Annotated in this window: 23 protein-coding genes; 6 read left to right on the top strand and 17 right to left on the bottom strand. The window is 69.1% G+C overall.

Features of this window, described 5'->3' with window-relative positions; all coding sequences use genetic code 11:
- From ACIBG5_RS09985 to ACIBG5_RS09955, 7 genes are all read right to left on the bottom strand, one after another.
- Positions 1 to 1,149: a VWA domain-containing protein gene (locus ACIBG5_RS09985; RefSeq protein WP_360455558.1), complete on the bottom strand. Its 1,149-nt coding sequence runs from the start codon at positions 1,147 to 1,149 to the stop codon at positions 1 to 3.
- Entirely contained in the window at positions 1,146 to 3,326 is a 2,181-nt protein-coding gene (locus ACIBG5_RS09980; protein ID WP_396391166.1) for a DUF5682 family protein, read from the bottom strand. The genes ACIBG5_RS09985 and ACIBG5_RS09980 overlap by 4 nt, the downstream gene beginning before the upstream one ends.
- Positions 3,323 to 4,405, bottom strand: coding sequence for an AAA family ATPase (locus ACIBG5_RS09975; RefSeq protein WP_396391164.1), 1,083 nt, complete (start codon positions 4,403 to 4,405; stop codon positions 3,323 to 3,325). Before ACIBG5_RS09975 ends, ACIBG5_RS09980 begins: the two co-directional genes overlap by 4 nt.
- A complete protein-coding gene (locus ACIBG5_RS09970) occupies positions 4,402 to 5,805 on the bottom strand; it encodes a DUF5691 domain-containing protein (protein WP_396391163.1) in 1,404 nt (467 codons plus the stop codon). The genes ACIBG5_RS09975 and ACIBG5_RS09970 overlap by 4 nt, the downstream gene beginning before the upstream one ends.
- Entirely contained in the window at positions 5,802 to 7,100 is a 1,299-nt protein-coding gene (locus tag ACIBG5_RS09965; RefSeq protein WP_396391162.1) for an SWIM zinc finger family protein, read from the bottom strand. The genes ACIBG5_RS09970 and ACIBG5_RS09965 overlap by 4 nt, the downstream gene beginning before the upstream one ends.
- A 147-nt stretch (positions 7,101 to 7,247) precedes the next feature.
- Positions 7,248 to 9,509, bottom strand: coding sequence for an MFS transporter (locus ACIBG5_RS09960; RefSeq protein ID WP_396391161.1), 2,262 nt, complete (start codon positions 9,507 to 9,509; stop codon positions 7,248 to 7,250).
- Positions 9,510 to 9,821: 312 nt separating this feature from the next.
- Positions 9,822 to 10,673 (bottom strand): LysR family transcriptional regulator, encoded by an 852-nt coding sequence (locus tag ACIBG5_RS09955; protein WP_396391160.1) that lies wholly within the window; start codon positions 10,671 to 10,673, stop codon positions 9,822 to 9,824.
- An 88-nt stretch (positions 10,674 to 10,761) separates the two neighbouring features.
- Here ACIBG5_RS09955 and ACIBG5_RS09950 point away from each other — a divergent pair, with 88 nt between their 5' ends.
- On the top strand, positions 10,762 to 11,673 hold the full coding sequence (locus ACIBG5_RS09950) for a TIGR03564 family F420-dependent LLM class oxidoreductase (protein WP_396391159.1): 912 nt from the start codon (positions 10,762 to 10,764) through the stop codon (positions 11,671 to 11,673).
- Here ACIBG5_RS09950 and ACIBG5_RS09945 read toward each other — a convergent pair.
- The 4 genes from ACIBG5_RS09945 to ACIBG5_RS09930 form a co-directional block, all read right to left on the bottom strand.
- Positions 11,636 to 12,559 (bottom strand): amidohydrolase family protein, encoded by a 924-nt coding sequence (locus ACIBG5_RS09945; protein ID WP_396391158.1) that lies wholly within the window; start codon positions 12,557 to 12,559, stop codon positions 11,636 to 11,638. The two genes, ACIBG5_RS09950 and ACIBG5_RS09945, sit on opposite strands and share 38 nt — an antisense overlap.
- Positions 12,556 to 13,446 carry an SDR family oxidoreductase gene (locus tag ACIBG5_RS09940; RefSeq protein ID WP_396391157.1) on the bottom strand — a complete coding sequence of 297 codons (891 nt, stop codon included), beginning with the start codon at positions 13,444 to 13,446 and terminating at the stop codon, positions 12,556 to 12,558. The genes ACIBG5_RS09945 and ACIBG5_RS09940 overlap by 4 nt, the downstream gene beginning before the upstream one ends.
- A gap of 28 nt (positions 13,447 to 13,474) precedes the next feature.
- Entirely contained in the window at positions 13,475 to 14,221 is a 747-nt protein-coding gene (locus ACIBG5_RS09935) for an SDR family oxidoreductase (protein WP_360455529.1), read from the bottom strand.
- A gap of 95 nt (positions 14,222 to 14,316) precedes the next feature.
- Positions 14,317 to 15,249, bottom strand: a complete 933-nt coding sequence (locus ACIBG5_RS09930) for a LysR family transcriptional regulator (protein WP_396391156.1) — start codon at positions 15,247 to 15,249, stop codon at positions 14,317 to 14,319.
- A gap of 80 nt (positions 15,250 to 15,329) precedes the next feature.
- Between ACIBG5_RS09930 and ACIBG5_RS09925 the strand changes: the two genes are divergently transcribed.
- Positions 15,330 to 16,433: a serine hydrolase domain-containing protein gene (locus ACIBG5_RS09925; protein ID WP_396391155.1), complete on the top strand. Its 1,104-nt coding sequence runs from the start codon at positions 15,330 to 15,332 to the stop codon at positions 16,431 to 16,433.
- A 22-nt stretch (positions 16,434 to 16,455) separates the two neighbouring features.
- Here ACIBG5_RS09925 and ACIBG5_RS09920 read toward each other — a convergent pair whose 3' ends face one another.
- Entirely contained in the window at positions 16,456 to 16,632 is a 177-nt protein-coding gene (locus ACIBG5_RS09920) for a hypothetical protein (RefSeq protein ID WP_360455520.1), read from the bottom strand.
- A gap of 225 nt (positions 16,633 to 16,857) precedes the next feature.
- Positions 16,858 to 17,232: a glyoxalase superfamily protein gene (locus ACIBG5_RS09915; RefSeq protein ID WP_131511081.1), complete on the bottom strand. Its 375-nt coding sequence runs from the start codon at positions 17,230 to 17,232 to the stop codon at positions 16,858 to 16,860.
- Positions 17,233 to 17,359: 127 nt separating this feature from the next.
- On the opposite strand from ACIBG5_RS09915, the gene ACIBG5_RS09910 reads away from it, so the two are divergent.
- Positions 17,360 to 18,181: a SigB/SigF/SigG family RNA polymerase sigma factor gene (locus ACIBG5_RS09910; RefSeq protein ID WP_396391154.1), complete on the top strand. Its 822-nt coding sequence runs from the start codon at positions 17,360 to 17,362 to the stop codon at positions 18,179 to 18,181.
- Positions 18,178 to 18,672, top strand: a complete 495-nt coding sequence (locus ACIBG5_RS09905; protein ID WP_396391153.1) for a DNA polymerase ligase N-terminal domain-containing protein — start codon at positions 18,178 to 18,180, stop codon at positions 18,670 to 18,672. Before ACIBG5_RS09910 ends, ACIBG5_RS09905 begins: the two co-directional genes overlap by 4 nt.
- A gap of 20 nt (positions 18,673 to 18,692) precedes the next feature.
- Here the strand turns inward: ACIBG5_RS09905 and ACIBG5_RS09900 are convergent, their stop codons facing one another.
- Positions 18,693 to 19,340, bottom strand: a complete 648-nt coding sequence (locus tag ACIBG5_RS09900) for a nitroreductase family protein (protein WP_396391152.1) — start codon at positions 19,338 to 19,340, stop codon at positions 18,693 to 18,695.
- Positions 19,341 to 19,597: 257 nt separating this feature from the next.
- Here ACIBG5_RS09900 and ACIBG5_RS09895 point away from each other — a divergent pair, with 257 nt between their 5' ends.
- Positions 19,598 to 20,275 carry a nitroreductase family protein gene (locus ACIBG5_RS09895; RefSeq protein ID WP_396391151.1) on the top strand — a complete coding sequence of 226 codons (678 nt, stop codon included), beginning with the start codon at positions 19,598 to 19,600 and terminating at the stop codon, positions 20,273 to 20,275.
- Positions 20,276 to 20,278: 3 nt separating this feature from the next.
- Here ACIBG5_RS09895 and ACIBG5_RS09890 read toward each other — a convergent pair whose 3' ends face one another.
- From ACIBG5_RS09890 to ACIBG5_RS09880, 3 genes are all read right to left on the bottom strand, one after another.
- On the bottom strand, positions 20,279 to 20,896 hold the full coding sequence (locus ACIBG5_RS09890; RefSeq protein WP_396391150.1) for an L-threonylcarbamoyladenylate synthase: 618 nt from the start codon (positions 20,894 to 20,896) through the stop codon (positions 20,279 to 20,281).
- Between the two features lie 134 nt (positions 20,897 to 21,030).
- Entirely contained in the window at positions 21,031 to 21,699 is a 669-nt protein-coding gene (locus ACIBG5_RS09885) for a sortase domain-bontaining protein (protein WP_396391149.1), read from the bottom strand.
- Positions 21,700 to 21,728: 29 nt separating this feature from the next.
- Positions 21,729 to 22,547 carry a DUF4397 domain-containing protein gene (locus tag ACIBG5_RS09880; protein ID WP_396391148.1) on the bottom strand — a complete coding sequence of 273 codons (819 nt, stop codon included), beginning with the start codon at positions 22,545 to 22,547 and terminating at the stop codon, positions 21,729 to 21,731.
- A 255-nt stretch (positions 22,548 to 22,802) separates the two neighbouring features.
- Between ACIBG5_RS09880 and ACIBG5_RS09875 the strand changes: the two genes are divergently transcribed.
- Positions 22,803 to 23,558 (top strand): hypothetical protein, encoded by a 756-nt coding sequence (locus tag ACIBG5_RS09875; RefSeq protein WP_396391147.1) that lies wholly within the window; start codon positions 22,803 to 22,805, stop codon positions 23,556 to 23,558.
- The last annotated feature ends 15 nt before the right edge of the window (positions 23,559 to 23,573 follow it).

Raw genomic sequence — 23,573 nt, 5'->3', positions numbered from 1 at the left:
TCAGGACAGGTTGGTGGCGGCCCACGTGGTGATGTCTTCGTGGCGGATGGCTGCGGCCATCAGGTCAGGGAAGCGGTCCGGGGTGCAGGCGAAGGTCGGGATGCCAAGGGCGGTCAGCGCGGCCGCGTTCTCCGGGTCGTACGACGGCGTACCGGAGTCGGCCAACGCCAGCAGGGCGATCACCTGGACACCAGACTCGGTCAGCGTGCGGGCGCGACGGAGCATCTCCTCGCGGACGCCGCCCTCGTACAGGTCCGAGATCAGCACCAGCACGGTCTCGGCCGGTTTGGTGACCAGCTCCTCGCAGTAGGCGAGCGCGCGGTTGATGTCCGTCCCGCCGCCGAGCTGGGTCCCGAACAGTACGTCGACCGGATCCTCGAGCTGATCGGTCAGGTCGACCACGGCGGTGTCGAAGACGACGAGGCTGGTCCGCAGCGTGCGGATCGACCCGAGCACCGCGCCGAACAGCGACGCGTACACCACCGACTCCGCCATCGAGCCCGACTGGTCGATCGCGAGGACGATGTCGCGCTGGACGCTGTGGTTGCGTCGCGCGTACCCGACCAGCCGGTCCGGCACGATCGTGCCGAGCGCCGGCGAGAAATGCTTGAGGTTCGCGCGGATGGTCCGGTCCCAGTCGATGTCCGAATGCCGCGGCCGGCCGGTCCGCCCGGCCCGATCCAGGGCACCGGTGACCGCGGCCCGGGTGCGCTCGGCCAAGCGCGCCTCCAACTCGGCGACCACCCGGCCGACGACCTCGCGCGCGGTCTGCTTGGTCTCCTCCGGCATCACCTCGTTGAGCGCCAGCAACGTGCTGACCAGGTGCACGTCCGGCTCAACTGCCCCGAGCAGTTCGGGCTCCATCAACATCCGGGTGATGCCGAGCCGCTCGACCGCGTCCCGCTGCATGACCTGTACGACGGTGCTCGGGAAGTACTGCCGGATGTCCCCCAGCCAGCGCGCGACCCGCGGCGCCGACGAACCGAGCCCGGCCGACCGTCCAGGCCCCTGCTCTCCGGGCTCCGCGTCGTACAGCGCGGCGAGCGCCGCATCGACGGACCGGTCCTGCGTGGACAGCGTCGTACCCGTCTCCGGCTCCGCGTCACTGCCCAGCACGAGCCGCCAGCGACGCATTCTCTCGTCGCTCATGAGACCCCCAGCAACTGCGCGACGACGGGCAGCACGGACGCGGCCAGCTCGGTGTCCAGATCGTTGTCGTCAGCAACAACCAGCGCGGCCGGGTCGGCCAGGGCCCGCGCCCGCGTCCCGATCGACCGCCGCTCCGGCGACGCGAAGGTCCCGAAGGTACGGCGAAGCAGTGGCAGCACCTCGACGAACGCGTCGTCCGGGATCGCGCTCAGCCACGCATCCACCAACGCCAGCAACCGTTCGTCGTGCACCAGCAGCAGGCCGCCACCCGCGAGGAATCCCTCGACGTACCCGGCCGCACCGGCGGTCGGCGTACCCGGGGACAGCGCCCGCCCCAGCCGCAACGCGACCTCTTGATCCGGCAGCCGCGACGTGTCCAGCATCAGCCGAGTCAGCCGCCCACGGATCAGCGGCGGCACCGAGGTCCGGTCGCTCAACCCGTCCAAGGTGTTCAGCCACTCCGACCGCACATCCTCGGCCAGCAAGGCGGTTGCGTCCTGAACACCGTCGATCAACTCCTGCACGGCAGCAGCCGCATCGGGATCAAGACCATGAACGGTCCGCCCGAGCCCGGCGCAGATCCGCGACACCATCCGCCCCGCGACAGAGGCCAACCCGGCCGTGTCAGTCCCGCGGACGTCGCCGTACCGCGAAGAACGTGCCAGCGCGGGCAACGCGGCCATCAGGTGTCCGACATCGGAGTCGGCCGCCGCGCGAGTGTCGACTCCGCGCAGCAACTCGGGAAGCGCGTCCTCGAGGTCGGCCAGCAGGGACTTCTCCAAGGCCGCGGTGACATCGGCCAGCGTCGACGCATCGCCGGCCACGCGCAGCATCACGGTGGTCGCGGCACCGACCACCGTCGTGCCGTGCGCACCCGCTGCGACCAGCTCGACCTCGAGCCCGGGATCCCAGGTCAACCGCCACATCTCGCGGAACGTGCCCTGCGCGCGCCGCTCATCGGTCGCCGGAACACCCCAGTGCACGCCGAGAATCCGCAAGCGGTGCAGCAGTCGCGACTTGTCCAGATCGTTCGGCTTCCGCAGGTCGAGCTCGATCACCCGCTCGGTCGCGTCCCGCTTCATCCGCAACCGCCGCGCCTGCGCGGCAAGGTCCGCCGCCACCGGCGCCTGCGGCGTCTCCCCCGGCACCGACCCCAGCAACTCACCGACCACGGCTTCCCGCGTGACCAGATCAAGCAGTAGGTCGTTCCCACCGCACAGGACTGCCCGTGTCGCCTCGGTGACCTCGCTCAACCCGGCCAGCGGACGTCCTCGCAAGGCTGCCAGGGTGTCAGCGAGCCGGACAGCCTCGATCACGTGGGCACTGGAGACAGGGAGGTCCTCGTCCCGCAGTACGCGAGCGACCTTCGACAGCCAGCGGGAGGTGATCTGGTCAGGCGCGGTGAACAGGTGGTGGTACCAACCGGGTGAGGTGATACCGGCGCCGTATCCGCTCGCCGCCGCCAACCGGCCATGCGTCCACGGCACCCAGGTGCACGCGACCTTCCGCTTCGGCAGACCCTTCAGGATTCGCTGGTCGTGCGTTGCCGGAGGCAACGGAATCCCGAGCGCGGGCACGTGCCAGGCGCCGCAGACGACGGCGATCCGTTCATGCCCCTCGCGCAGGGCCTTGCGCAGCACGGTCCGCATGTACGCCTCGCGCTGTGCCTCCCGGCCGGTCGCCTCCTCACCGTGCCGCAACTCGCGCATCGCGTCCGCGATCACCGTGAACGGCTCGGCCCCCTCACGCCGAGATTCGATCACGTCGTCCCACCAGCGCTCGGGATCGTCGTACCCACCCGCGTTCGCCAACGTGGCCAGCGGATCGATCGACATCGCCCGCCGACCCTCACCACCGGACGACGCGAACTGCTGCGCGGCGGGCAGGTCGCAGAACCGCACCGGCACACCCGCATCCAGCGCGTACTTGATCGCCTGCCACTCGGGACTGAAGACCGCGAACGGCCAGAACGCCGCCCGGGTCGAGTCGTCGACCGCATACGCCAGCAGCGCGACCGGCGGCTCCATCTCCTCCGATGCGGCCAGCTCGACCACCTTGTCGGCCTCCGGCGGCCCCTCGATCAGCACCACATCCGGCTGGATCTCGCCGAGAGCGGTTGCCACCGCCCGCGCCGATCCCGGCCCGTGATGCCGAATCCCGAGCAGGTGAACGGTCATCCGTTGATCTCTCGGCAGGCTCGGTAGAACGGGGCCCAGTCATCCCGCTCTCGCACGACGGTCTCGAGGTACTCCGACCAGACGACGCGGTCGGCCGACGGGTCCTTGATGACGGCTCCGAGGATGCCGCCGGCCACGTCGGTCGGACGCAGTACGCCGTCCCCGAAGTGCGCGGCCAGCGCAAGACCACCGGTGACGACGCTGATCGCCTCCGCGGTGGACAGGGTGGCCGACGGGGACTTGACCGCGGTCCTGCCGTCCTCGGTCCGGCCTGACCGCAGTTCGCGGAAGATCGTCACCACCCGGCGGATCTCGTCCAGTGCGTCGTCCGGCTGCGGCAACTCCAGCGCCGTACCGAGTTGGGCGACCCGGCGGGAGACGATCTCCACCTCGTCCTCGGCGGAGTCCGGCAGCGGGAGTACGACGGTGTTGAAGCGGCGCCGCAACGCGCTGGACAGTTCGTTGACGCCCTTGTCCCGATCGTTGGCGGTGGCGATCACGTTGAAACCCTTGCGGGCCTGGACTTCCGTGCCCAGCTCGGACACCGGCAGCGTCTTCTCGGACAGGATCGTGATCAGCGCGTCCTGGACGTCGGACGGCATCCGGGTCAGCTCCTCGATCCGGGCGATCTTCGCCTCGGTCATCGCCCGCTGCACCGGACTGGGCACCAGCGCCGCCTCGCTGGGGCCCTGGGCAATCAACTGCGCGTAGTTCCAGCCGTAGCGGATCGACTCCTCCGCCGTACCCGCCGTCCCCTGCACGAGCAGGGTCGAGTCTCCGCTGATGGCCGCGGCGAGGTGCTCGCTGACCCACGTCTTCGCCGTCCCCGGTACGCCGAGCAGCAGCAGCGCACGGTCCGTGGCGAGCGTGGCCACCGCGACCTCGATCAGCCGGCGCGGACCGACGTACTTCGGTGAGATCTCCATGTCACCCGCGCGTCCGCCGAGCAGGTAGGTGACCACCGCCGCCGGCGACAGCCGCCAGGCCGGCGGGCGGGCGCGATCGTCCGCGGCTGCCAGTGCGACGAGCTCGTCGGCGTACTCCTCTTCCGCGTGCGGCCGCAGTACTTCAGTGGTCATGACAGCTCCTCGTACATCTCACGTCGGAAGATCAGGGTCTCCACCAGCCGTCGGCGCCAGGTGTCTTCCTCGCCGGTCGGCTCCCGGGTGATCGGATGATTCAGTACGTCGGCCGGCGCGGCGCGGGCCGTGATGCTCGCCAACCGGGCCCACGCCCGCGCGGTGCCCACCTTCGCCAGTTGGTCCAGGATCATGGTCGCGAGCGACGACGGCCACGGCACCGGCAGCCCGCCCACCAGTTCGGCGACATCCACGGTGGTGCGGAGCGCCTCCACGGCCCGCGCCCACTCATCCGGCGGCAGCAACCGCAGCAACTCCGCCGGACTCCGGCTGCCGGTCGATGCCTCGGATTGCAACAAACTCCGGGCCCATTCGGCCGAACCCTCCCGGATCGCGGCTTCCGTCCAGGCAGCCTGCAGCACCTCAGGCGAACAGCCCTCCACCGGCGTCTGCAACCAGCTGAGATCCATGACGGACAAGGGGGTGTTGGCGACGATCTGCAGGAACCACCACGCGCGCTTGCCGACTCCCTCGGGGTTCTGCGAGGTGATCCCGTCGCGCTCCATCGAGGCGCTCAGCCGCCGCGGCAGGTCGACCGCGATCACACCCTGGCTGACGGTCAGGTGTGACCACATCCGCTCGGCCATGCGTTCGCCGTACTTCGAGCCCGGAACTCGCGCGAGGAGACGGTCCGCAGCCCGACGTACCTCCTTGGACCGGTCGTCGAGCGCGGCCTCGAGGAAGTCCTCGTCCTGCTCGGACAATCCCTCCGCGAGCAGACCGAGGAAGTCAGCGCGAGTCGCGGCGGACTCGGTCGGCCAGACCTCGCTCAGCGCCTCCCGTGCCGCGTGCGGATCGTGCTGCCGCAGGCCGCGCAGCCAGCTACGGCGCTGAATCGCGTTGCCATGCGTCCACAGCTCCGGATCGTTGCTCTCGACAACTGCTGCGTGCAGGAAGCGCCACTCCGGATTCAGATCCGCCAGCCACGCGGCCCGCCGACCTGCAGCGGCGATCACGAGCGGCCGGTACTCCGCTCTGTTGCGGGCATAGTCGGCCAACGCCGGAAGGTGCTCCGGCGGCACGCCCCACCCACGGACGTCGGCGGCACGCAGCCATTCGCCGAGCGCGGTCGTCTGGAATCCACCCAGCATCGCGGCCAGCCGCCGGATCGCGACCGGCCTCGGCAACGGCCGATCCTCACCTGGTGCCGCAGGCAACGGTTCGAGCTCCTGCAGAGGTTTGCGACCGGCGCGTTTGTAGACGGTCGCGAGCGCGGCCGCGTCGAGCAGTCCACCGTCGCCCAGCCGTTCCTGGATGTGCTCCGGCAACTCCTCGAAGTGCACCGGCCGCCGGTCCGTACCGAGCAACGCCGAGCTGACCAGCCCGTCCCAGCCCTTCACAGGATCACCGGCCGATCGCCGTGCCAGCAGGTCATCGGCCGGAATCCCGCGCGGTTCCACTCGCCGGCGACGGTGACCGGATCGCCGGCCGACACCGCCAGCAGCTTCCAAGGATCCACACCGGGCAAGATCTCCAGTCCGTCCCCCGCGTCGTCCACCAGCGCCCATCCCTCGCCGTACTGGGCAGGACGCACGTCCTGCAGGACCAGCGGCCAGCGTTCGTTCCACGGGTCGGCAGCGACGGATTCGACGTACGACGCCAAGGCCTGGCGGGCCGTGAATCCCGTCGGCTTCGGTGCGGGCAGGCGTGGCGCGGTCTGGGTGAGCAGGGCGCGCATCGGGAGGGCGCCGGGGTAGAAGGACAGGGCGCCGGGGACATATTCGCCCGGTCGCGCCGGCAGCGGGTCGAGCGGGCGACCAGCGGCGGCGAACGTCAGGATCAGACCGAGTCGTCCAGTCGTTGCCCCACGCAACCAGACGCGGCGGACCGTGAGCCGGTCGTCGGGCTCGACCACGCGGCCGAGCACGAGCCAGTCGTCCTCGACCTTCTCTCCTTCGACCAGCACGCGGGCCGTCTCGACGGTCCAGCCGATCCGCGACTGCACGGTGTCGGCCAGCGACGGTGGGAGGTCGGCGAGGCGGCCGTGGGCCGAGACGACCAGGTGGATGAGAGACAGCTCCTCGAGCAGCTCACCCGGCCAGCCGTGACCACGGCCGACGACCCCGGCGGCTCGCCGTACCGCTCCTGCGACTCCTGGCGCCTGCGCGTCCACCATGCGCGCGGCGAGTCTGCTCAGCTCGGTGTACGCACGTTGGTCGAATCCGCCCAGCCCCTGCCGGACCTGGTCATCCAGCCAACTCGACAGCTCGGCCATGCCGGCCGACACCCGGTCAGCCCGTCTCGAGGCACGCTGTTGCGCAGCCAAGGGGTCGGCGACCTCACCCGGCTTACGCTCCGGCCGCTCGGCCCTGGCCGCTCGCTGATCCACCCACGAGCTGACCCACTCCGGCTCGTCACCGCCCTGGACCGCCCCGGTCGCCCACAGCAAAAGCAACCCGAGCGCATGCTTGCACGGAAACTTCCGGCTAGGACACGAGCACTTGTACGCCGGCCCGCTCGGATCAACCGTGGTCTGGTACGGCGTCTTGCCGCTCCCCTGGCACAGTCCCCACACAGCCCGGTCGGACGCCCCGGTCCCGGACCACTTCTCCGGCCGAGCCTGCGACTGCCCAGCCTTCGCGGACGCAGAATCAGGCGCCAGTCCCAGCACCTGCTCCACGTCCCACGGCCCCACGGCACTCCTCGCTCCCAGGCTTCTCCCGGAAGCATGCCATCCGCACCCGACATCAACCGGGGGTGGTGTGCCCTAAGGACAGGAGGTAGTCGGCTCGGCGAGCCGCTGCGCCGCCTGAGCTGCACCCACATCGCCGGCTGGAGGCCACTACCTCCTGTCGTTACGTTCACCCGAACGCCTGGCGCTTCCGGACGTCTCACTGGGGTAGCCGTTGCCTGCGGGGTGAGGCGCCGGCGGGGGTGGTGGAGTGTTGGAGAGGCCATCGCGGATGGTGCCGAGGAGGCGTTGTTCGACGGCTTCCAGTTCGGCGATCCGGGCCCGGACCTCTTGCTCCTCCGCTCGGGCCTCGGCCAGGAGTTGGTCAGCTTCGGTCTTGGCGGTTTCACGGAGGTGGTCGGCAGTGCGCTGGCTCGCGCTGAGGACGCTCAGTTCGTAACGCCGCAGTTCGTCGACCAACTCTCCCGCCGGTCGCTGGGAGTCGAGAATGGCGGCAGCCGGTTGGGGAACCACGTCGGGGAGGGCGTCCTCCAGGGCAGCGATCTGCTGGTCGACCCGGGTGAAGAGGTCGGCGACGTCGGTCCGCATCTGACGGATCACCGTGGAAGCGGCCTGGACGCGTTCGTTGGCCTCGCGCTCACGCTCGCGAGCGGTCCGCTCGGCCGAGGTGATCACATCGAGCGCGACCACAGCCGCCCGCTCCGCCGGATCATCCGGCACCTCAGCTGTCGTGCCGGCGGGCTCCTCACCCTCGTCGATTATCCCGACCGTCCGCCGCAGCGGCACCTCGCGGATGAACAGCACGGCGAGCAGACTGACGACCGCCGAGCACGCCGCGATCACGAAGATCTTCCCGGTCGCATCGCCGTACGCGTGCCGCACGATCTCGGCGACGGGCGCCGGCAGGGAGTTGACGTCGAGCACACTCCCGCCGCCCCCGCTCTGCACTGCCGCGGCCGCCTCAGGCCCGAGGGCGCGCAGGTTCTCGGCGATCAGATCGGTGACCTGGGTCGCCAGCACCGCCCCGAGCACCGAGACACCGACAGCACCGCCGAGGCTGCGGAAGAACGTGACGGTGGCACTCGACGCACCGACCTGGCTGACGTCGACGGTGTTCTGTACGGCGAGCACCAGGTTCTGCATCATCATGCCCATGCCGATGCCCATCGACAGCATGCCGCAGCCGCCGTACCAGTACGGCGACGCGTGGTCGATCGTCCCAAGCACCGCGAGCCCCGCGGTGAGGAACAAGCCACCGATCACGAGGTACCGCTTCCACTTGCCGAACCGGGTGATCAGCTGCCCGGACCCGACCGATCCGAGGAACGAGCCGAACATCATGGGGATCGTCAGCAACCCGGCCTCGGTCGGGCTGTAGCCGCGGGCGATCTGGAAGTACTGCCCGAGGAACACCGCGCTGCCGAACATCGCAATGCCGACCGCGAGGCTGGCCAGGATCGCCAGCGCGGTGGTCCGTTCGCGGACCACCTGCACCGGGACGAGCGGCTCGCGCGCGTGGGTCTCGACGATCACGGCCAGGATGGCGAGCAGCGCCGTACCGCCCAGGTAGGCGCCGGTCTGCCAGGACCACCACGGGAAGTGCTCGCCCGCGAACGACACCCAGATCAGCGGCAGGCTGGCCGCGCCCGCGATCAGGATCGCGCCGAAGTAGTCCAGCTTCACCGTGCGCTTGACCAATGGCAGGTGCAGGTACCGCTGCAGCACGATCAACGAAACTACGGCGAGCGGCACGCAGACGTAGAAGCACCAGCGCCAGCCGAGCCACGAGGTGTCGACGATGACGCCACCGACCAACGGCCCGGACACGGTGGCGACCGCCATCACGGCACCCATGTAGCCGGAGTACCGGCCGCGGCTGCGCGGCGGGATCGCCGCACCGACGATCGCCTGCGCGAGCGCCATCAGACCGCCCATCGCCAGACCCTGCAGGACCCGTGCACCGATCAGGAACGGGACGTTGTGGGCGGCGCCGGCCAGCGCGGATCCGGCCACGAACAGGATGATCGCGAGCTGGACGAGCATCTTCTTGCTCATCAGGTCGGACAGCTTGCCCCAGACCGGCGTCGACACGGTCATCGCGAGCAGGCTGGCGGTGACGACCCAGGTGTACTGCGTCTGCGTGCCGTGCAGGTCCGCGATGATCGTCGGCAGTGCGTTGCTGACGATGGTCGAGCTGAGCACCGCGGTGAACAGGGCCGCGAGCAGGCCGGCCAGGATCTCGAGGATCTCGCGGTGCGTCAGCCCCGGATCCGTGATGGCGGCGGCCGGTGGTGGGCTGGACGGCGCCGGGCGGTCCTCGGCGTACATCGAGCGGTAGCGGGCTGGGGGTTGCTCGGAGGCGGCAGGATGGGCCGTCGCCGAGTCGATGGCCTCGGTCCGGGTGGCAGACATCGGGTTCCGTTCGTACGCGGGGTCGCTTCGGGGCCGGGGCAGCGGGTCAGCGCTGCTCCGGGGCGGAAACGGCCGGCACGTGTCCCGGCGTACCTGCGCACGTCGGGACACCGGGTCCTCACCCAGGCCTGGTTATGGTTGCAAGAACCAACGATAAGCCCGCTCCGTCAGCGACCGGTCACCGGGCGCCATCATTCGCACGCGTCTTTTCCTGAGACGACCACTCCTCGGGACAGGGGATTCCGCATACGATCCGGGCTGTTGAGAGATCAACCGTCACCCCGGCGGTGCTGTCAGGGCCCGCCGGGGTTGTCAACCGAAGGCCCTCACCAGCACATCCAGGCAGACCGGCACATCGCCCACCGCGAGCACGAGGTTGCCCGGCGCGGACAGCGTCGGCGCGAACGGCCCCATCCACAACGCACCCTCGGCCGGTTCACAGGACGTGCCGTAAACCACGGTCCAGGCCGGCGCACCGGTCGACATCTCGACGACCGTGTCCTCCAGGTTGTCCACCGGACGACCCGCCAGCGGTTCGAACCCGGCCTCCCGGCAGGCGCCGACCATCCGCTCGAGCAGCCAAGGATCGGCCGGCAACCGCAAGGGCAGACCCGCCAGGTCGATGAGCTTCACGCCGCCGTCAGCCCGGTACGCCGATGGCACCAGGACGGACAGCGGATCCCGCCAGAGCTCGACCACCTGGAGATCGGCGGCAGCCACCTCACCGCGGACGAACGCGACGTCGAGCTCACCCGCGCGCAGCGCCTCGAGGTGATCCGCGGCCGAGCCCGAGCTGAGCTTGATCTCGATTCCCGGACTGTCCGACCGCAGCACGGCCAACCCACGCTCGAGCCGATCCCGCAGTCCCTGCGCGGTCCCGATGCGCAGTACGCCGCTCTGTCCGGAAACCAGCTCCGCCGCGACCTCGGTGGCGCGGTCGGCGGCTGCGAGGATCGTCCGTGCCTCGCGCAGCATCCGCTCGCCGTCACCGGTCAGCCGGACGTGGCGGGAGGACCGGTCGAGCAGCTTCAGGCCGAGTTCGCGTTCCAGCCGGGCCACCTGCTGACTGACCGCGGGCTGGACGATGTTGAGCCGCTCGGCGGCCTTGCCGAAGTGGAGTTCCTCGGCGACGGTGACGAAGTACCGCAGCTGCCGTAGCTCCATCGGGGACCTCCAGCGATCACGAGTCGTTATCGCTGCCCAGCGTAATCGGGGCTTGGTCACCGCTCCCCGGGCTCGTTGACTGATGGACATGAGACTCGGACTGTGGATCGACGAAGAGAACCTGCGCATCGACGAGGTGGGCGCGGCCGCGAAGGCCGCTGAGGAGCACGGCATCGACCGGATCTGGTTCAGCCAGCGGCTCGGATGGGACGCACTCACGCTGATCGCCGGGGCGGCGCCGTTCACCTCGACCATCCAGTTCGCGGTCGGCATCGTGCCGGTCTATCCCCGGCACCCGCTCGCGCTGGCAGCGCAGGCACTCAGCGTGCAGGCGGTGATCGGCAACCGGCTGACGCTCGGGATCGGGTCGAGTCATCCGCAGATCATCGAGGGCATGTTCGGGCTGTCGATGGAGCAGCCGGCCCGCTACATGCGCGAGTACGTCGAAGCCCTCGGGCCACTGCTGTCCGGCGAGCCGGTCGCGTACGAGGGCGAGAAGCTCACCGCCCGCGGGCACATCGAGATCCCGGGGACTGAGGCGCCTGAGCTGATCCTGGCCGCGCTGGGCCCGCGGATGCTGAAGATCGCGGGTGAGCTGACCGCCGGTACGACGACCAGTTGGGTCGGACCGGAGGTGATCGAGAGCTTCATCCGGCCGACGATCGACCAGGCCGCGACGGCTGCGGGTCGCCCGCGGCCGCAGATCATCGCCGGCGCGTGCGTCGCGTTGACCGACGATCCGGACGCGACCCGCGAGTGGATCCGGGCCCGGTTCGGGCCGGCCGGCGACATGCCCGCCTACAGAGCAGTTCTGGATCGCGGCGGCAAGGCGGGGCCGGAGGACACCGCCGTACTGGGCGACGAGTCGGCCGTCGCGAAGGAAATCGAGCGGTTCGCGGAGGCCGGAGCGACCGAGTTCCTGCTCTGCCCGGTCGGCACCGATGAGGAGCGGGAACGGACGATCAAGTTCGCACACGATTATGCGCGCGGGCTGAAATGAGTTCGGACGCGTTGGTCTTCGCGTGCTCCCGCCAGCCGGGTACGGCGACGTCGAGGCCGGCGAGGTGGCGGGAGACCGCGTCCGTCGGAGTGAAGCAGTAGCCACTACCGAAGACGAGACGGTCGGGGCTGTCGGGTGCAGACGCGCCGGTGGAGTCATACCAGAGGGTTTGCAGCTGGGAGGCGACGCTGGGCAGACCGCCGGACGGGGGTGTGAACGTTGACTGGAAGAGATCGAGGCGTTCGGCGATCATCGGGAGAGCACCGGCGGGCGAGACGATGAAGCGGATGTCGGGGTACCGGGCGAACACCCCGGTGAGAGCGAGGTCGGTGACCGCCCGGGCGCTGTCGAAGACGAACTCGATCATCGGCCGCGGGCGGTCCAGGGCGACCTGTCGCCACTGCGGCGGCGAGGTCGGGTGCAGCAACACCAGCGCCGACCTGTCGTTCAACGCATGCCACAACGGCTCCCACGACGGCTCACCCGGATACTGACCGCCGGCGTTGCTCATCAGTACGACGCCGTCCGCGTGCAGGACGTCGTACGCGTAATCCAGTTCGACCAGGGCACCATCGACATCCGGCAGCGGCAGGCTGGCGAAGGAGCCGAACCGTCCCGGGTGGTCGCGGCCCAGCTCGGCCGCGGCCTCGTTCATCCGCCGGGCCAGCACCTGCGCCCGGAAGTCGTCGCCGAAGTGCACCCCCGGCGACGACACGGACAGCAGAGCGGTCGCGATCTCGTTGCGGTCCATCAGGCCGAGCTGCTTGCGGACGCTCCACTCCGGCCAGCCGGGCATCCCGTCTGGACGGAGATGCCCGGCGCGTTCCGCTGCTGCCACGTACTCCGGCCGCAGGAAGTGCGAGTGGACGTCGATCAGGCCCCTCATGCCACCGGGTGGAGGAGGTCGTCCAGGCCGATCCGCCGGAGCAGTTCGGCGCGGACCCGGTCGGCGACCCCGTTCACCACCGTGGCACCGTCGTCGGACGGGTCGATGTGCACCCGGAACGGCCGCCGGCCCTTCTCGGTGCCCACCACGGTGACGATCTCCTTGGCCACCTCGGCGACATCGGCCCAGGCCGGCTCGAGCTCGGCCAGCTTCTGGCTGACCTGCTCCATCAGACCGGCGTACTTCGTCTCGTACGCAGACACGATGTCGGTGTCGGCCGGCTTGCCGCTGTGGGCGAAGTGGTTGGTCCCGTGGGTGAAGGCGCCCGGTACGACGATCGTGGTCTCGATCCCGAAGCGCGCGACCTCCAGCGCGTAGCTCTGCGCCAGCGCGTCCATCGCCGCCTTCGCCGCGAAGTACGGAGCCAGGTACGGCGGGGTCCCACCGCGCGTGCTCGAACTACCAACCCACACCATCAGCCCGTCCTGCTGCCCGCGCATCTGCGGGAGTGCAGCGCGGTTGAGTCGCTGCGTGCCGACCACGTTGGTGTCGTACAGGTCGGCCAACTGCTCCGGCGTGAACGCTTCGGCCGGGCCGGTGACCATGTGACCGGCATTGTGCACGAGTACGTCGAGTCGACCGGTCTCGCTCACCACGGTGTTCACGGCCTGGCGGCTCGACTCGTCCGTGCTGATGTCCAGCTCGACGGGACGGAGGTCGACGTTGTGCTCGGTCGCGTACTGCTTGGCGTCGGAGGCGGCCGCCGCGTTCCGGCCGTTGAGGTCGCGCATTCCGGCGTACACGATGTGGCCGGCGTCGGCGAGGGCACGGGCGGTGAGTGCACCGAAGCCGCTCGACGCGCCACTGATCAGGACTGTCTTGCTCATGACGGTTTTCCTTTCGAAATCAGGGGGTTTACGCGGCCGAGCCGCCGTTGGCGTAGATGACCTGGCCGTTGATCCAGCGGGCCGGACCGGCCAGGAAGGCGATGATCTCGGCGATGTCGGTCGGCTCACCCAGGCGCTCCAGCGGCGGCTCGGCGGCGATCCGGTCGATCAGTTCCTGCGGCTTGCCCTCGAAGAACAGCGGGGTCGCGGTCGGACCGGGGGCGACGGTGTTGACGGTGATGTCACGGCCGCGCAGTTCGCGGGCCAGGATCAGGGTGATGGCCTCGACGCCGCCCTTGGTGGCGGAGTAGGCGGAGTAGCCGGGCCGGGCCAGCTTGGTCAGCGAGCTGGAGATGTTCACGATCGCGCCGCCGTTGCGTACCCGCCGGACGGCCTGCTGGTCGACCACGATGGTGCCGCGAAGGTTGGTCCGCACGACCCGGTCGAACACGTCCAGGTCGAGGTCGGCCAGTGGCGACAGCGGCATGATCCCGGCCGCGTGCACGACCACGTCGACCCCGCCGAACTCCTGCTCGGTCCGGTCGAACAGCGCGGCCACCGCGGTCTCGTCGGCGACGTCGGCCTGGACCGCGATGCCCCGGCCGCCGGCCTGCTCGACCTCCTTGACGGCCTCTTCGCCCGCCGCTTGGTTGCCGCTGTACACGATCACCACCGCGTAGCCGTCGCGGCCCAGCCGGGCCGCCGCCTCGCGGCCGATGCCACTGGATCCGCCGGTCACGATGGCGACCCGCTCGGTGGTGGTGTTCTCGGTCATCGTCCTGCTCCTCGATCTCGGTGCCTGGTCTTGCTGACACCTAGATCGTGCGCCGTCGGATGGATCAAGTCCAACGACTCAAGTCGATGGGTGAATCAATTCTGTTGATGTACATCGGCACCCGGTTCGGTGCCCGACGGATGCCGGAGATGGGTGCTGACCAGACCGAGGAGGGCCCGCAGCGCGGCGGTCGGTTTCCGCTTCTTCAGCGTGGCCATGTAGAGCGACCACTGGAACGATTCGCCGGTGATCGCCACGACCCGGATCCCCTTCTGATCCGCCACCGCGTACCCGGGCAGGATGCCGAGGCCGACGCCGTGCCGGACGAACTCGACGCCGTTCTCGATGCCGAGTGCCTCGACCACCACGTGCCGTCCGATCCCGGCCGCCTCGAAGGTCTGGTCGATCATCGTCCGGGTCCCGAACCCGGGCGGGAAGTCGACGAACGCCTCGTCCGCGAGGTCGGCCAGTGTCACCGAACGCCGGCGCGCGAGCCGGTGCCCGACCGGGACCGCGAGCACCTGCGGGACCCGGAGCAACTCCCAGGCGGTCAGCTCGCGCGGCACGCTGCCGGCTGCGATCCCGAGGAACCCCACGTCGATGTCGCCGTTCCGCAGCGCGACGATCACGCCGGCCGATCCTTCGGCGTCGACCCGCAACTGGAGCTCGACGTTCGGGTACCTCCGGCGGAACTCCCCGGCCGCGGCGGGCAGGTCGACCAGCCCGAGACCCGGCAGCAAACCGACCCGAACGGACCCGCGCATGCCCGCACCGAGTTCGTCGACGACGTCACGCGCGCCCTGGACCGCGTCCATCACCGCCAGCGCTTCCGGCAGGAACGCCGTACCCGCCTCCGTCAGGACCACCCGCTGGGCGCTCCGCTCGAACAGCGTGACCCTGAGATCGCGTTCCAGCGCGGCGATCGCGGCACTCACCGCGCTCTGCACCACATGCAACCGCCGAGCGGCCAGCGTGAAACTGCGCTCGTGCGCCACCGCCACGAAGTACTCCAGCTGCCGCAACTCCACAGCCGAAGTCTGCCGTACCGCACGTCAAGAACGCGGGGCCCGCTCCGACCTGGCAGTGACGGAACACCGAAGGAGACAGGATGGGCAACGTGACGAATCTTCAGGAGCAGGTGCAGCAGCGGGTCGACGAGCTGGCCGAGACCGAGATCGGACTGCAGGTGGCGGCGTACCAGAACGGCGAACTGGTCGTCGATGCCGTCGCGGGTGTCTCCGCCCCCGCGACTCGGCGCCCGGTCACCGCTGACACGCTGTTCTTCAGTGCCTCGACCGGCAAGGGCGCGTCCGCCACTGTCGCCAACGTGCTGGTCGATCGTGGCGTTCTCGCGTACGACTCTCCGATCGCGGACATCTGGCCCGAGTTCGCAGCGCACGGCAAGGAGAAGGCGACGTTGCGGCATGTACTGACCCACTCGGTCGGCCTGCCCGCCCTGCCGCCGGACACCACCCTCGCGGACCTAGCCGACTGGACGAAGCTGACGTCGTACCTCGCCGCTGCCGAGCCGTGGTGGGAGCCGGGCACCAAGACGACGTACCACGCCGAGACCTTTGGCTATCTCGTCGGCGAGATCGTCCGTCGCGCAACGGGTCGCACGATTTCCGACGTACTGCGGGAGATCGCCGAACCGCTCGGGATCGCGGACGAGGTGTACTTCGGCGTACCGCTCGACCAGCAGCACCGCGTCGCCACGCTCATCGAGCCGGACGGTGCCGAGGAGACCTTCGCCATGCTGGCCGGGATGTTCGCGAGAGTCACTCCACCCGCCGTCATGCCCCGCGCCGCACACGTCAACATGCCTGAGCACCTCGCCGCCGAGACCCCGTCCAGCGGCGTCCTGACCGCCCGCGGCATCGCCAAGCTGTACGCCGCTCTGATCGGTGAGGTCGACGGTGTTCGGCTGGTCCGGCCGGAGGCGGTCGCGGAGATCACCGGTCCGGCTCTGGTCGCGAAGGACGAACTGCTCGGGAATCCGGCGACGTGGGCGCTGGGCTACCCGATCGGCCGGCTCGGTTCGACAGCGGAGGAGAGCCCGACGTCGTTCGGGATGCCGGGCATGGGTGGCAGCGTCGCCTGGGCCGATACGCGCTCAGGCGTGGCGTTCGCGTTGACCAGGACCTTGTTCGACCCGGCGCAGTCGGCGCCCGCGATCGAGATCGGCAACCTGGTTGCGAAATCTCTCTCCTGAAATCCCTGCTGGGTAAGGGCTTTCAGGACCCGCGGACCGACTGCTGGTCGACCCAGACCAAGTGGCCGTGGTGGCTGACGAGGACCTCGTCAGCCCCGGCCGCTCCGGTCCGGCGGCCCAGCTCCTGGCCGGCGATCCAGCGACCGCCGATGCGGACCTGGACAGCCACGGGCCGGGCCGGGGAAGTGGCTACTGGCATGGCACCTGACTTCTGGACAGGGGCGGAAGCGGTGGGGTGGCGTCGTACTGCTGTGGGGTGATGCTGAAGACCGGTCATCGTCGCCCTCGCAAGGACACACAACCATCATCTGGGGGGCTGATTGCTCAGCCAAAGGCCACCCTACAACCGACAGATGACCCACCGTTAGCGGTAATTCGGATTGATCCGGAACCCCGAACCACCAGTCGGCGCGAGCTGTAAAAACTAGTCGGCGCGACCGACGATCTGCTGCAGTGCCCAAGTGTTTCCGTCCGGGTCGCTGAAGAAGACGAACCGGCCCCACGGCATCTCCTGGACGTCCGACACGTCCACCCCGCGACCCGCCAGCTCGGCGCGGGCCGCGTCGGCGTCGGACACCACGATCTGCAGCCCGCGCACGGAGCCGGGCTCGGCCTGGCCCATGCCGCTACCGATCGCGATCGAGCAGGCCGACCCGGGCGGCGTGAGCTGAACGAATCTCAGTTCCTCGCTGACCTGATGGTCGTGATCGGCGACGAAGCCGACCTTGTCCGTGTAGAACGCCTTGGCCCGGTCGACGTCCGACACCGGGACCGACACCAGCTCGAGCTTCCAGTCCATGGCGGCAACCTACTGCCTGTCAGGATGCATAACCCAGGGTCGGTGGGGTAGGAATGTGAGCAGAAGTTCCTGACCGCGGTCCAGACCATGTGCCGCGCCGTGACTCAGAGTCGCGAGGTCAGACATCATGAACACCGTTGTTGCCAGCACCACCGCCGAGCCGCGCCGCACCGATCGGAAGCAGCGCCGAGACAGCGAAACCAGGTCCCTGCTGAGCCGGCGAGCCGCCAGCACGGACGAGAATCTCCGGCAGGCCCTCCTCGATCAAGCGATCGAACTCCACCTCGGTATCGCGCACAGCATCGCCTCGCGGTTCCGCGGGCGCGGCGTGGAGGCCGACGATCTCGACCAGGTCGCGTACCTGGGCCTGGTCAAGGCCGCCCGCAGCTACAACCCGGACGCCGACACGCCGTTCCTGGCGTACGCCGTACCGACCATCCGGGGCGAGGTGAAACGGTACTTCCGGGACTGCTCCTGGACGGTCCGGATCCCGCGCCGCCTGCAGGAACTGCAAGGTTCCATCGCCTCGGTCCGGCCGCGGCTGGTGCAGGAACTGCACCGCGAGCCGACCCATCAGGAGCTGGCCGACGAAATAGGGGCCCAGGTCAACGAGATCGAGGACGCCATCGCCGCTGACGGCTGCTTCTCGGTGCTGTCCCTGGACCGCCCGGTCGACGACGACTCGGCCGCGAACCTGGCCGACACGATCGCCGACTCCGACGACACCGCGTTCGAGCGGACCGAGGCGGTCGCCGTACTCGAGCCGGTGCTGAGCGCGCTCGCGCCGCGCGAGCGTAAGATTTTGGAACTACGGTTCGTCGAGGGTCACACCCAGGCGGACATCGGTGCCGAGATCGGAGTGAGCCAGATGCAGGTGTCCCGGTTGCTCCGCGGCATCCTCGACCGGCTGCGCGACCGGATCGAGCCGCCTGCGGCAGCCGCCGCTTGACGAACAGGCCGATCTTCGTGGTGCAGCTGCACGACGCCCGGCGGCTGCACTACGACGTCCGGCTCGAGGTGGACGGCGTGCTCAAGTCATGGGCGGTCCCGCGTGGGCCGTCACTGGATCCGGTGGTGAAGCGGCTCGCCGTCTTCACCACCGACCACGACCTCGAGTACGCCTCCTACGAAGGCGTGCATGCCGACGCGCAGTACGGCAGTGGCGCCGTGATCGTCTGGGACGCCGGGATCTACACCAACCTGACCCGCGACGAGCGGCACCAGGTGGTGGACCCGGCCCAGGCGATCGAACGCGGTCATTTCAAGGTTCAACTGCACGGCGTGAAACTCAACGGCGCTTGGGCCTTCACCCGCACCGGTGGGGACTGGTTGCTGGTGAAGGTCCGCGACGCCGCGGCCGATCCCGCGGTCGATCTGACGGTCACCGAGCCACGGTCGGTTCTCAGTGGTCTGACCATCGAGGAGATGGCCGCCTCCTGACCGTTGCCCTTAGCAACGTGCTACCAGGTGTCGGCGTGCAGGATGCCGTCGAGCGGCTGCCGGGGCGCGGGCTTGAAGTTGGTGCCGATCGTGTATGCGGTCGGGATCAGTGCCGACTGGCGGATGTCCTCCGGCAGTCCGAGCAGTTCGCCGACCTCTTGCTCGTAGTTCAGGTGCAGGGTGGTCCACGCCGTACCGAGTCCGCGGGCGCGTGCGGCCAGGCAGTAGCTCCACGCAGAGGGCAGGATCGAGCCCCACAACCCGGCCTGGTTGCCCGCCGGCAGGTTCTTCGCCTCCAGACACGGGATGACGAGGACAGGGACCTGCCCCATCCGCTCACCCAGATAGGCCACGCCATCCCCGATCCTGCGCTGGATCGGCCCGCGGACCGGGTCGTCGGCGTACAACTTCCCGGCGGCCCCGGAGCCGGCCAGGTACTTCTCGACCGCGAGCCGGTAGTACTCCCCGATCGCCGCCCGCTTCTCGGCGTCCGTGATCACCAGCCAGTGCCAGGTCTGCCGATTACTCCCCGACGGCGCCTGCAACGCGACCTCGATGCACTCCCGGATCAACTCGGCCGGAACCGGCTTCTCCAGATCCAGCCGCTTGCGCACCGTCCGGGTGGTGGTGAGCAACTCGTCGGGCGAGAGGTCCAATGTCTGCGTCATGCCCCACAGTCTGCATGCCGTACCGAAGAACAGGACGTAGAGGTATGCATACATCCGATCCCCCGCCTGGGCAGCGGCGGCGGACCCGCCTTCACAGGACTACTACCTGTCCTTAGGTACACCGAGGGTCAGCAGGTGTAGAGGGAGTTGGGGTGGACCTTCTCGCAGAAGCGGACGTGGAGGTGGTTGTCGTGGGCCGGCCATTTCCCGCTCGCAAGACTCGGACGGTACTATGCTTGCAGATAATCCTGAAACGGATGATCTTCTACCGGAAGGGTCATGTCCTGATGTCACTGAACCTGTCGGCCGACGAGGTGCTGTCCACGACGCGTGCGGTGCGCAGACGCCTCGATCTCACCCGTCCCGTGCCGCGCGAGCTGATCGAGGAGTGCGTCGATCTCGCCACCCAGGCCCCGACCGGCCGCAACCGGCAACGCTGGCACTTCCTGGTCGTCACCGAGGCGGCCCAGCGGCAGGCCGTGGCCGACGTGTTCCGGCGTGCACTGCCACTGGCGAGCGGCCACCCGCTGACCGACCGCGACGTGTCGCGGATGAACTACCACGCAGCCTCGACCGAGCGGGTCTTCGACAGCCTGCGCTACCTGGTGGACAACATCCATCGGGTGCCGGCCTTCGTCATCCCGGCCGTCGAGGGACGCACCGACCGGGCGTCGGTCGACGTGCAGTCCGGGGTCTGGGGATCGATCCTGCCTGCCGTCTGGAGCTTCATGCTCGCCGCCCGCGAGCGCGGTCTCGGGACGGTCTGGACAACCGCGCAGGCACCGCTCGAACGTGAGCTCGCCGAGATCCTCGGCGTCCCGTACGACAAGGTGATGCTGGCCGCGTTCATCCCGCTCGCATTCACGCTCGGCACCGACTTCCGTCCGGCCAAGCGCGTCCCCCGCGACCAGGTCCTGCACTGGAACCAGTGGTAGCGCCTACTCGAAGAGCTTGGGGTCTCCGGCGCCGACGCGGACTATTTCGGGGAAGTCTTCGGAGAAGTCGATGACCGTGGTGGGTTCGGTGCCGGCTTCGCCGTCGACGACGGCGTCCACTTGGTGATCCAGCTCTTCTTTGATCTCCCACCCCTGCGTCATCGGCTCCTTATGGTCGGGGAGCAGCAGGGTGCTGGAGACGAGCGGTTCACCGAGCTCGGTGACCAGGGCCTGCGCCACGACGTGGTCGGGGATGCGTACGCCGACGGTCTTCTTCTTCGGGTGCAGCAGCCGGCGCGGCACCTCCTTGGTGGCCGGCAGGATGAACGTGTAGCTGCCCGGGGTCGCCGCCTTGATCGACCGGAAGACCGCGTTGCTGATGTGCACGAACTGCCCGAGCTGGGCGAAGTCCTGGCAGACCAGGGTGAAGTGGTGCTTGTCGTCGAGGTGCCTGATGGCCCGGATCCGGTCGATCCCGTCCCGGTTCCCCAGCTGGCAACCGAGCGCGAAGCAGGAGTCCGTCGGGTATGCGATCAGCCCGCCCTCACGGACGAGGTCCACCACCTGACCGACCGCCCGCCGCTGAGGATTCTCCGGATGTACGTCGAAATACCTGGCCATGACCGCCGAGCCTAGCGCTGAAGCGCAAGCAGGCAACCGTCGACCGCAGCCGGCTGAAGGGCAGGCTCGACGACCATCAGGGTCGAAGACGCCTGGGATTACCTTGCCGTTGGCAACGACCCGCAGCCGAGCAGCTACTTGGCCAGGCCGATCGCGGTGGCCGTGACGACCAGGTTGTCGGCGTACCCACCGCGAGAGGCGTTGTACGGACCGGTGCAGGTGATGAGGACCAAACGGTGGTCGACCTTCTGGTCGAACGCGCCGCTCTTGGTCGCGAGCGCGTTCTTCGGCACCGACACGATCGAGCCGACCCGGTACGACGCCGTGTGGCCGGCACCGCGGAGTACGACGGTCTCACCCGGCTGGATGTGCCGCAGCCGGGAGAAGAAGCCGAGGCCCTCGGTCTTGGTGTAGTCGTGGCCGGCCACGACTACAGAGCCGAACGGGTCTCCGGCCTCGGCACCGCCGTCCCACCAGCCGACATTTCGTGCCCCTTCGGGCACCATCAACTGCCCGGAAACCGTGCTGGCGGGCAGCACCGGAGCCTGCGCACCACCCGGCAGCACGACCTGGGTCGGGACGAACCGGATCCGTTGACTCGGTGCGGGCGTGCCGATCCGGGCCGGCGGCGCGGAGGCCGCGCCGTCCGGACCGGAAGGAGTCGGGATCGTCGGTGTGATCACCGTCGAGAACCCGGGAACGCCCGGGAGGGACGACGGCGTCGACGCGCCGCCGTCCGATCCGGGGCCCGGCGATGCACCGTCGGCCTGCGCGGAGCACCCCTCCAGGCCCACGCAGAACATCAACAGCAGCAGTCCGGGCAGAAGCCTCTTCAGCGGCGGACCACCTTCCGGACCGTCACCACAGCAGCCAGCAGACCGACCAGCAGTGCCACGACCCAGAGACCGGACTCGTCAGCGGCAGAGCTCTGCGCCTGGTCAAGCCCTGCTGCCTGTCCGCCGGTCCCGGTGTTCACCAGACCCGGCTTTCCGGATCCCGTGCTCGGGAGTTTGATCGTCCCGGCTGCCACTGTCATCGTCTTCTGCGTCGGCGCACCGACCGCGAATACACGGGTCAGATATCCGGCCTTGATCGGCAGATCCATCGGACCGAGAACAACAGGTGAACTCGCCCCGGCCGGCACGATGTCGACCTTGTACGTCGCCGCCGGAACGACCGCTTCGAGCGATTCCCCGTTGGCCACGTTGGCGAACGCCACCTTGCCGTTCACCCGGATGTCGGCCGGGCCGACGGCCGCATCGTGCGCGACCCGCAGCCCACCCTTGTCCGCCGGCACCGCGTCCAGATTGTTCGCGTACGTCGTGATCAGCGGCGCACCCGTCGGCGACACCGGCTGGTGGATGACAACGTCCAGGCTGGCACCCGAGCCGACCGTCACCTCACGCTGGATGACCAGCTTTCCGCCTTGCTTGGCGGTGACCATCCGCTTGCCTGCGGCAACACCGAACGGCCCCACCAGCTTCGCGGTCGCCACCCCGCCGGCGACCGGCTTGCCGTCGATGCTGATGTCCAGCGACTTCCCCGGCAGCCCCTGGACGACGTACAGGTTGCCCCCCGCGGCGGCGTCGGCGGGTGCTGTCAGTACTGCCGGCGCGGCCGCGACCGTCACCGCCAGCAGTAACGGAATCACCCTTCGAATTACCGGACCCCGAATTCTCGAAAATGCCCCTTGGGATACTGCCCGGAATTTTCCGGACACGCTCTGTTCCTGCATTCCGAACCCCCTCGAAGTGCGCCTGAAAAATACGGCACTAATTGCCGCACCCCACTAATTTCGGCGTATCGTAAGCGCAAGTCCGATCCGGCGCCAGAGGAAGCGTCCCGGATCCGATCTGGGGGGCGATGACTGATGTCAGGACGGAGTTCTCCGAACAGAGCACCGGCGGTGGGCCAGGAGTTCCTCCCGAGCGAGGCATCGGGGGTGGAGGACCTCCGTCGACGGCACCCAGGAAGACGGGGACTTGTTGCGGTCGCGCTGACGCTCGGGCTCGGCGCGACCGCCGCATGTTCAGGCACCAGCGGCACACCGGTCGCCCCCAGTCCCGGGCTGACCGGCTCCGTCAGCGTCAGCCCGGCCGAAGGCGTGCCGGTGAGTCCCGGTCCTGGAGTGACCAAGCCAGGCATCCGGCTGACCGCCGTACCGCGTAACGACGGGTCGTTCGACATCACCGAGGACGTGATGTTGCCTGAGGCCACAGACATCGTCCAGTTGCAACTGCCGGACTCCGGTGAGCACTTGCCCGGGATGATGGCCAGAACGGAACCGCGGGCGACGAACCTGCAGGTCGTCGCCGACGGCGAGCAGGTGCCGATCGAGCAGACCAGTCTCGCCGCACCCATGGACCTTCCGCTGACCGTTGCCGCGACCAAGCTCCAGCTGAGCTACCGGCTGTCGGGCTCGTTCGTGCAGCGCACACCGTCCGTGTCCCGCCGGGCCGGCGCGGCGATCCGGCCTCTCACCGCGGGAGCCGACGGCACCCTGCCGACCAATCTCACCGTCACCCAGGGACTGCTGAACGCCGTTTGCCCGCTGCTGACCGAGACCCGATGTGCCGTCGGCGATCCGCCCACACTCGGCATCCTGCCCGGCATCCCGGCCAACAAGGCGCTCGTCGTACTGCAACTGGATCTGCCCAACTGAGCCGGGGCCACGCCT

The sequence above is a fragment of the Kribbella sp. NPDC050241 genome (assembly GCF_044459685.1).
Classification (GTDB): Bacteria; Actinomycetota; Actinomycetes; order Propionibacteriales; family Kribbellaceae; genus Kribbella.
The sequence above is the reverse complement of the archived record's forward strand: the minus strand, read 5'-3'. Positions and strand labels throughout refer to the sequence as shown.

What these genes read in the sequence shown, in the direction of transcription:
- ACIBG5_RS09985 (WP_360455558.1), bottom strand. Translation starts at nt 1,149, where the DNA reads ATGAGCGACGAGAGAATGCGTCGCTGGCGGCTCGTGCTGGGCAGTGAC.
- ACIBG5_RS09980 (WP_396391166.1), bottom strand. Translation starts at nt 3,326, where the DNA reads ATGACCGTTCACCTGCTCGGGATTCGGCATCACGGGCCGGGATCGGCG.
- ACIBG5_RS09975 (WP_396391164.1), bottom strand. Translation starts at nt 4,405, where the DNA reads ATGACCACTGAAGTACTGCGGCCGCACGCGGAAGAGGAGTACGCCGAC.
- ACIBG5_RS09960 (WP_396391161.1), bottom strand. Translation starts at nt 9,509, where the DNA reads ATGTCTGCCACCCGGACCGAGGCCATCGACTCGGCGACGGCCCATCCT.
- ACIBG5_RS09955 (WP_396391160.1), bottom strand. Translation starts at nt 10,673, where the DNA reads ATGGAGCTACGGCAGCTGCGGTACTTCGTCACCGTCGCCGAGGAACTC.
- ACIBG5_RS09950 (WP_396391159.1), top strand. Translation starts at nt 10,762, where the DNA reads ATGAGACTCGGACTGTGGATCGACGAAGAGAACCTGCGCATCGACGAG.
- ACIBG5_RS09945 (WP_396391158.1), bottom strand. Translation starts at nt 12,559, where the DNA reads ATGAGGGGCCTGATCGACGTCCACTCGCACTTCCTGCGGCCGGAGTAC.
- ACIBG5_RS09940 (WP_396391157.1), bottom strand. Translation starts at nt 13,446, where the DNA reads ATGAGCAAGACAGTCCTGATCAGTGGCGCGTCGAGCGGCTTCGGTGCA.
- ACIBG5_RS09935 (WP_360455529.1), bottom strand. Translation starts at nt 14,221, where the DNA reads ATGACCGAGAACACCACCACCGAGCGGGTCGCCATCGTGACCGGCGGA.
- ACIBG5_RS09925 (WP_396391155.1), top strand. Translation starts at nt 15,330, where the DNA reads ATGGGCAACGTGACGAATCTTCAGGAGCAGGTGCAGCAGCGGGTCGAC.
- ACIBG5_RS09920 (WP_360455520.1), bottom strand. Translation starts at nt 16,632, where the DNA reads ATGCCAGTAGCCACTTCCCCGGCCCGGCCCGTGGCTGTCCAGGTCCGC.
- ACIBG5_RS09915 (WP_131511081.1), bottom strand. Translation starts at nt 17,232, where the DNA reads ATGGACTGGAAGCTCGAGCTGGTGTCGGTCCCGGTGTCGGACGTCGAC.
- ACIBG5_RS09910 (WP_396391154.1), top strand. Translation starts at nt 17,360, where the DNA reads ATGAACACCGTTGTTGCCAGCACCACCGCCGAGCCGCGCCGCACCGAT.
- ACIBG5_RS09900 (WP_396391152.1), bottom strand. Translation starts at nt 19,340, where the DNA reads ATGACGCAGACATTGGACCTCTCGCCCGACGAGTTGCTCACCACCACC.
- ACIBG5_RS09895 (WP_396391151.1), top strand. Translation starts at nt 19,598, where the DNA reads ATGATCTTCTACCGGAAGGGTCATGTCCTGATGTCACTGAACCTGTCG.
- ACIBG5_RS09890 (WP_396391150.1), bottom strand. Translation starts at nt 20,896, where the DNA reads ATGGCCAGGTATTTCGACGTACATCCGGAGAATCCTCAGCGGCGGGCG.
- ACIBG5_RS09885 (WP_396391149.1), bottom strand. Translation starts at nt 21,699, where the DNA reads ATGTTCTGCGTGGGCCTGGAGGGGTGCTCCGCGCAGGCCGACGGTGCA.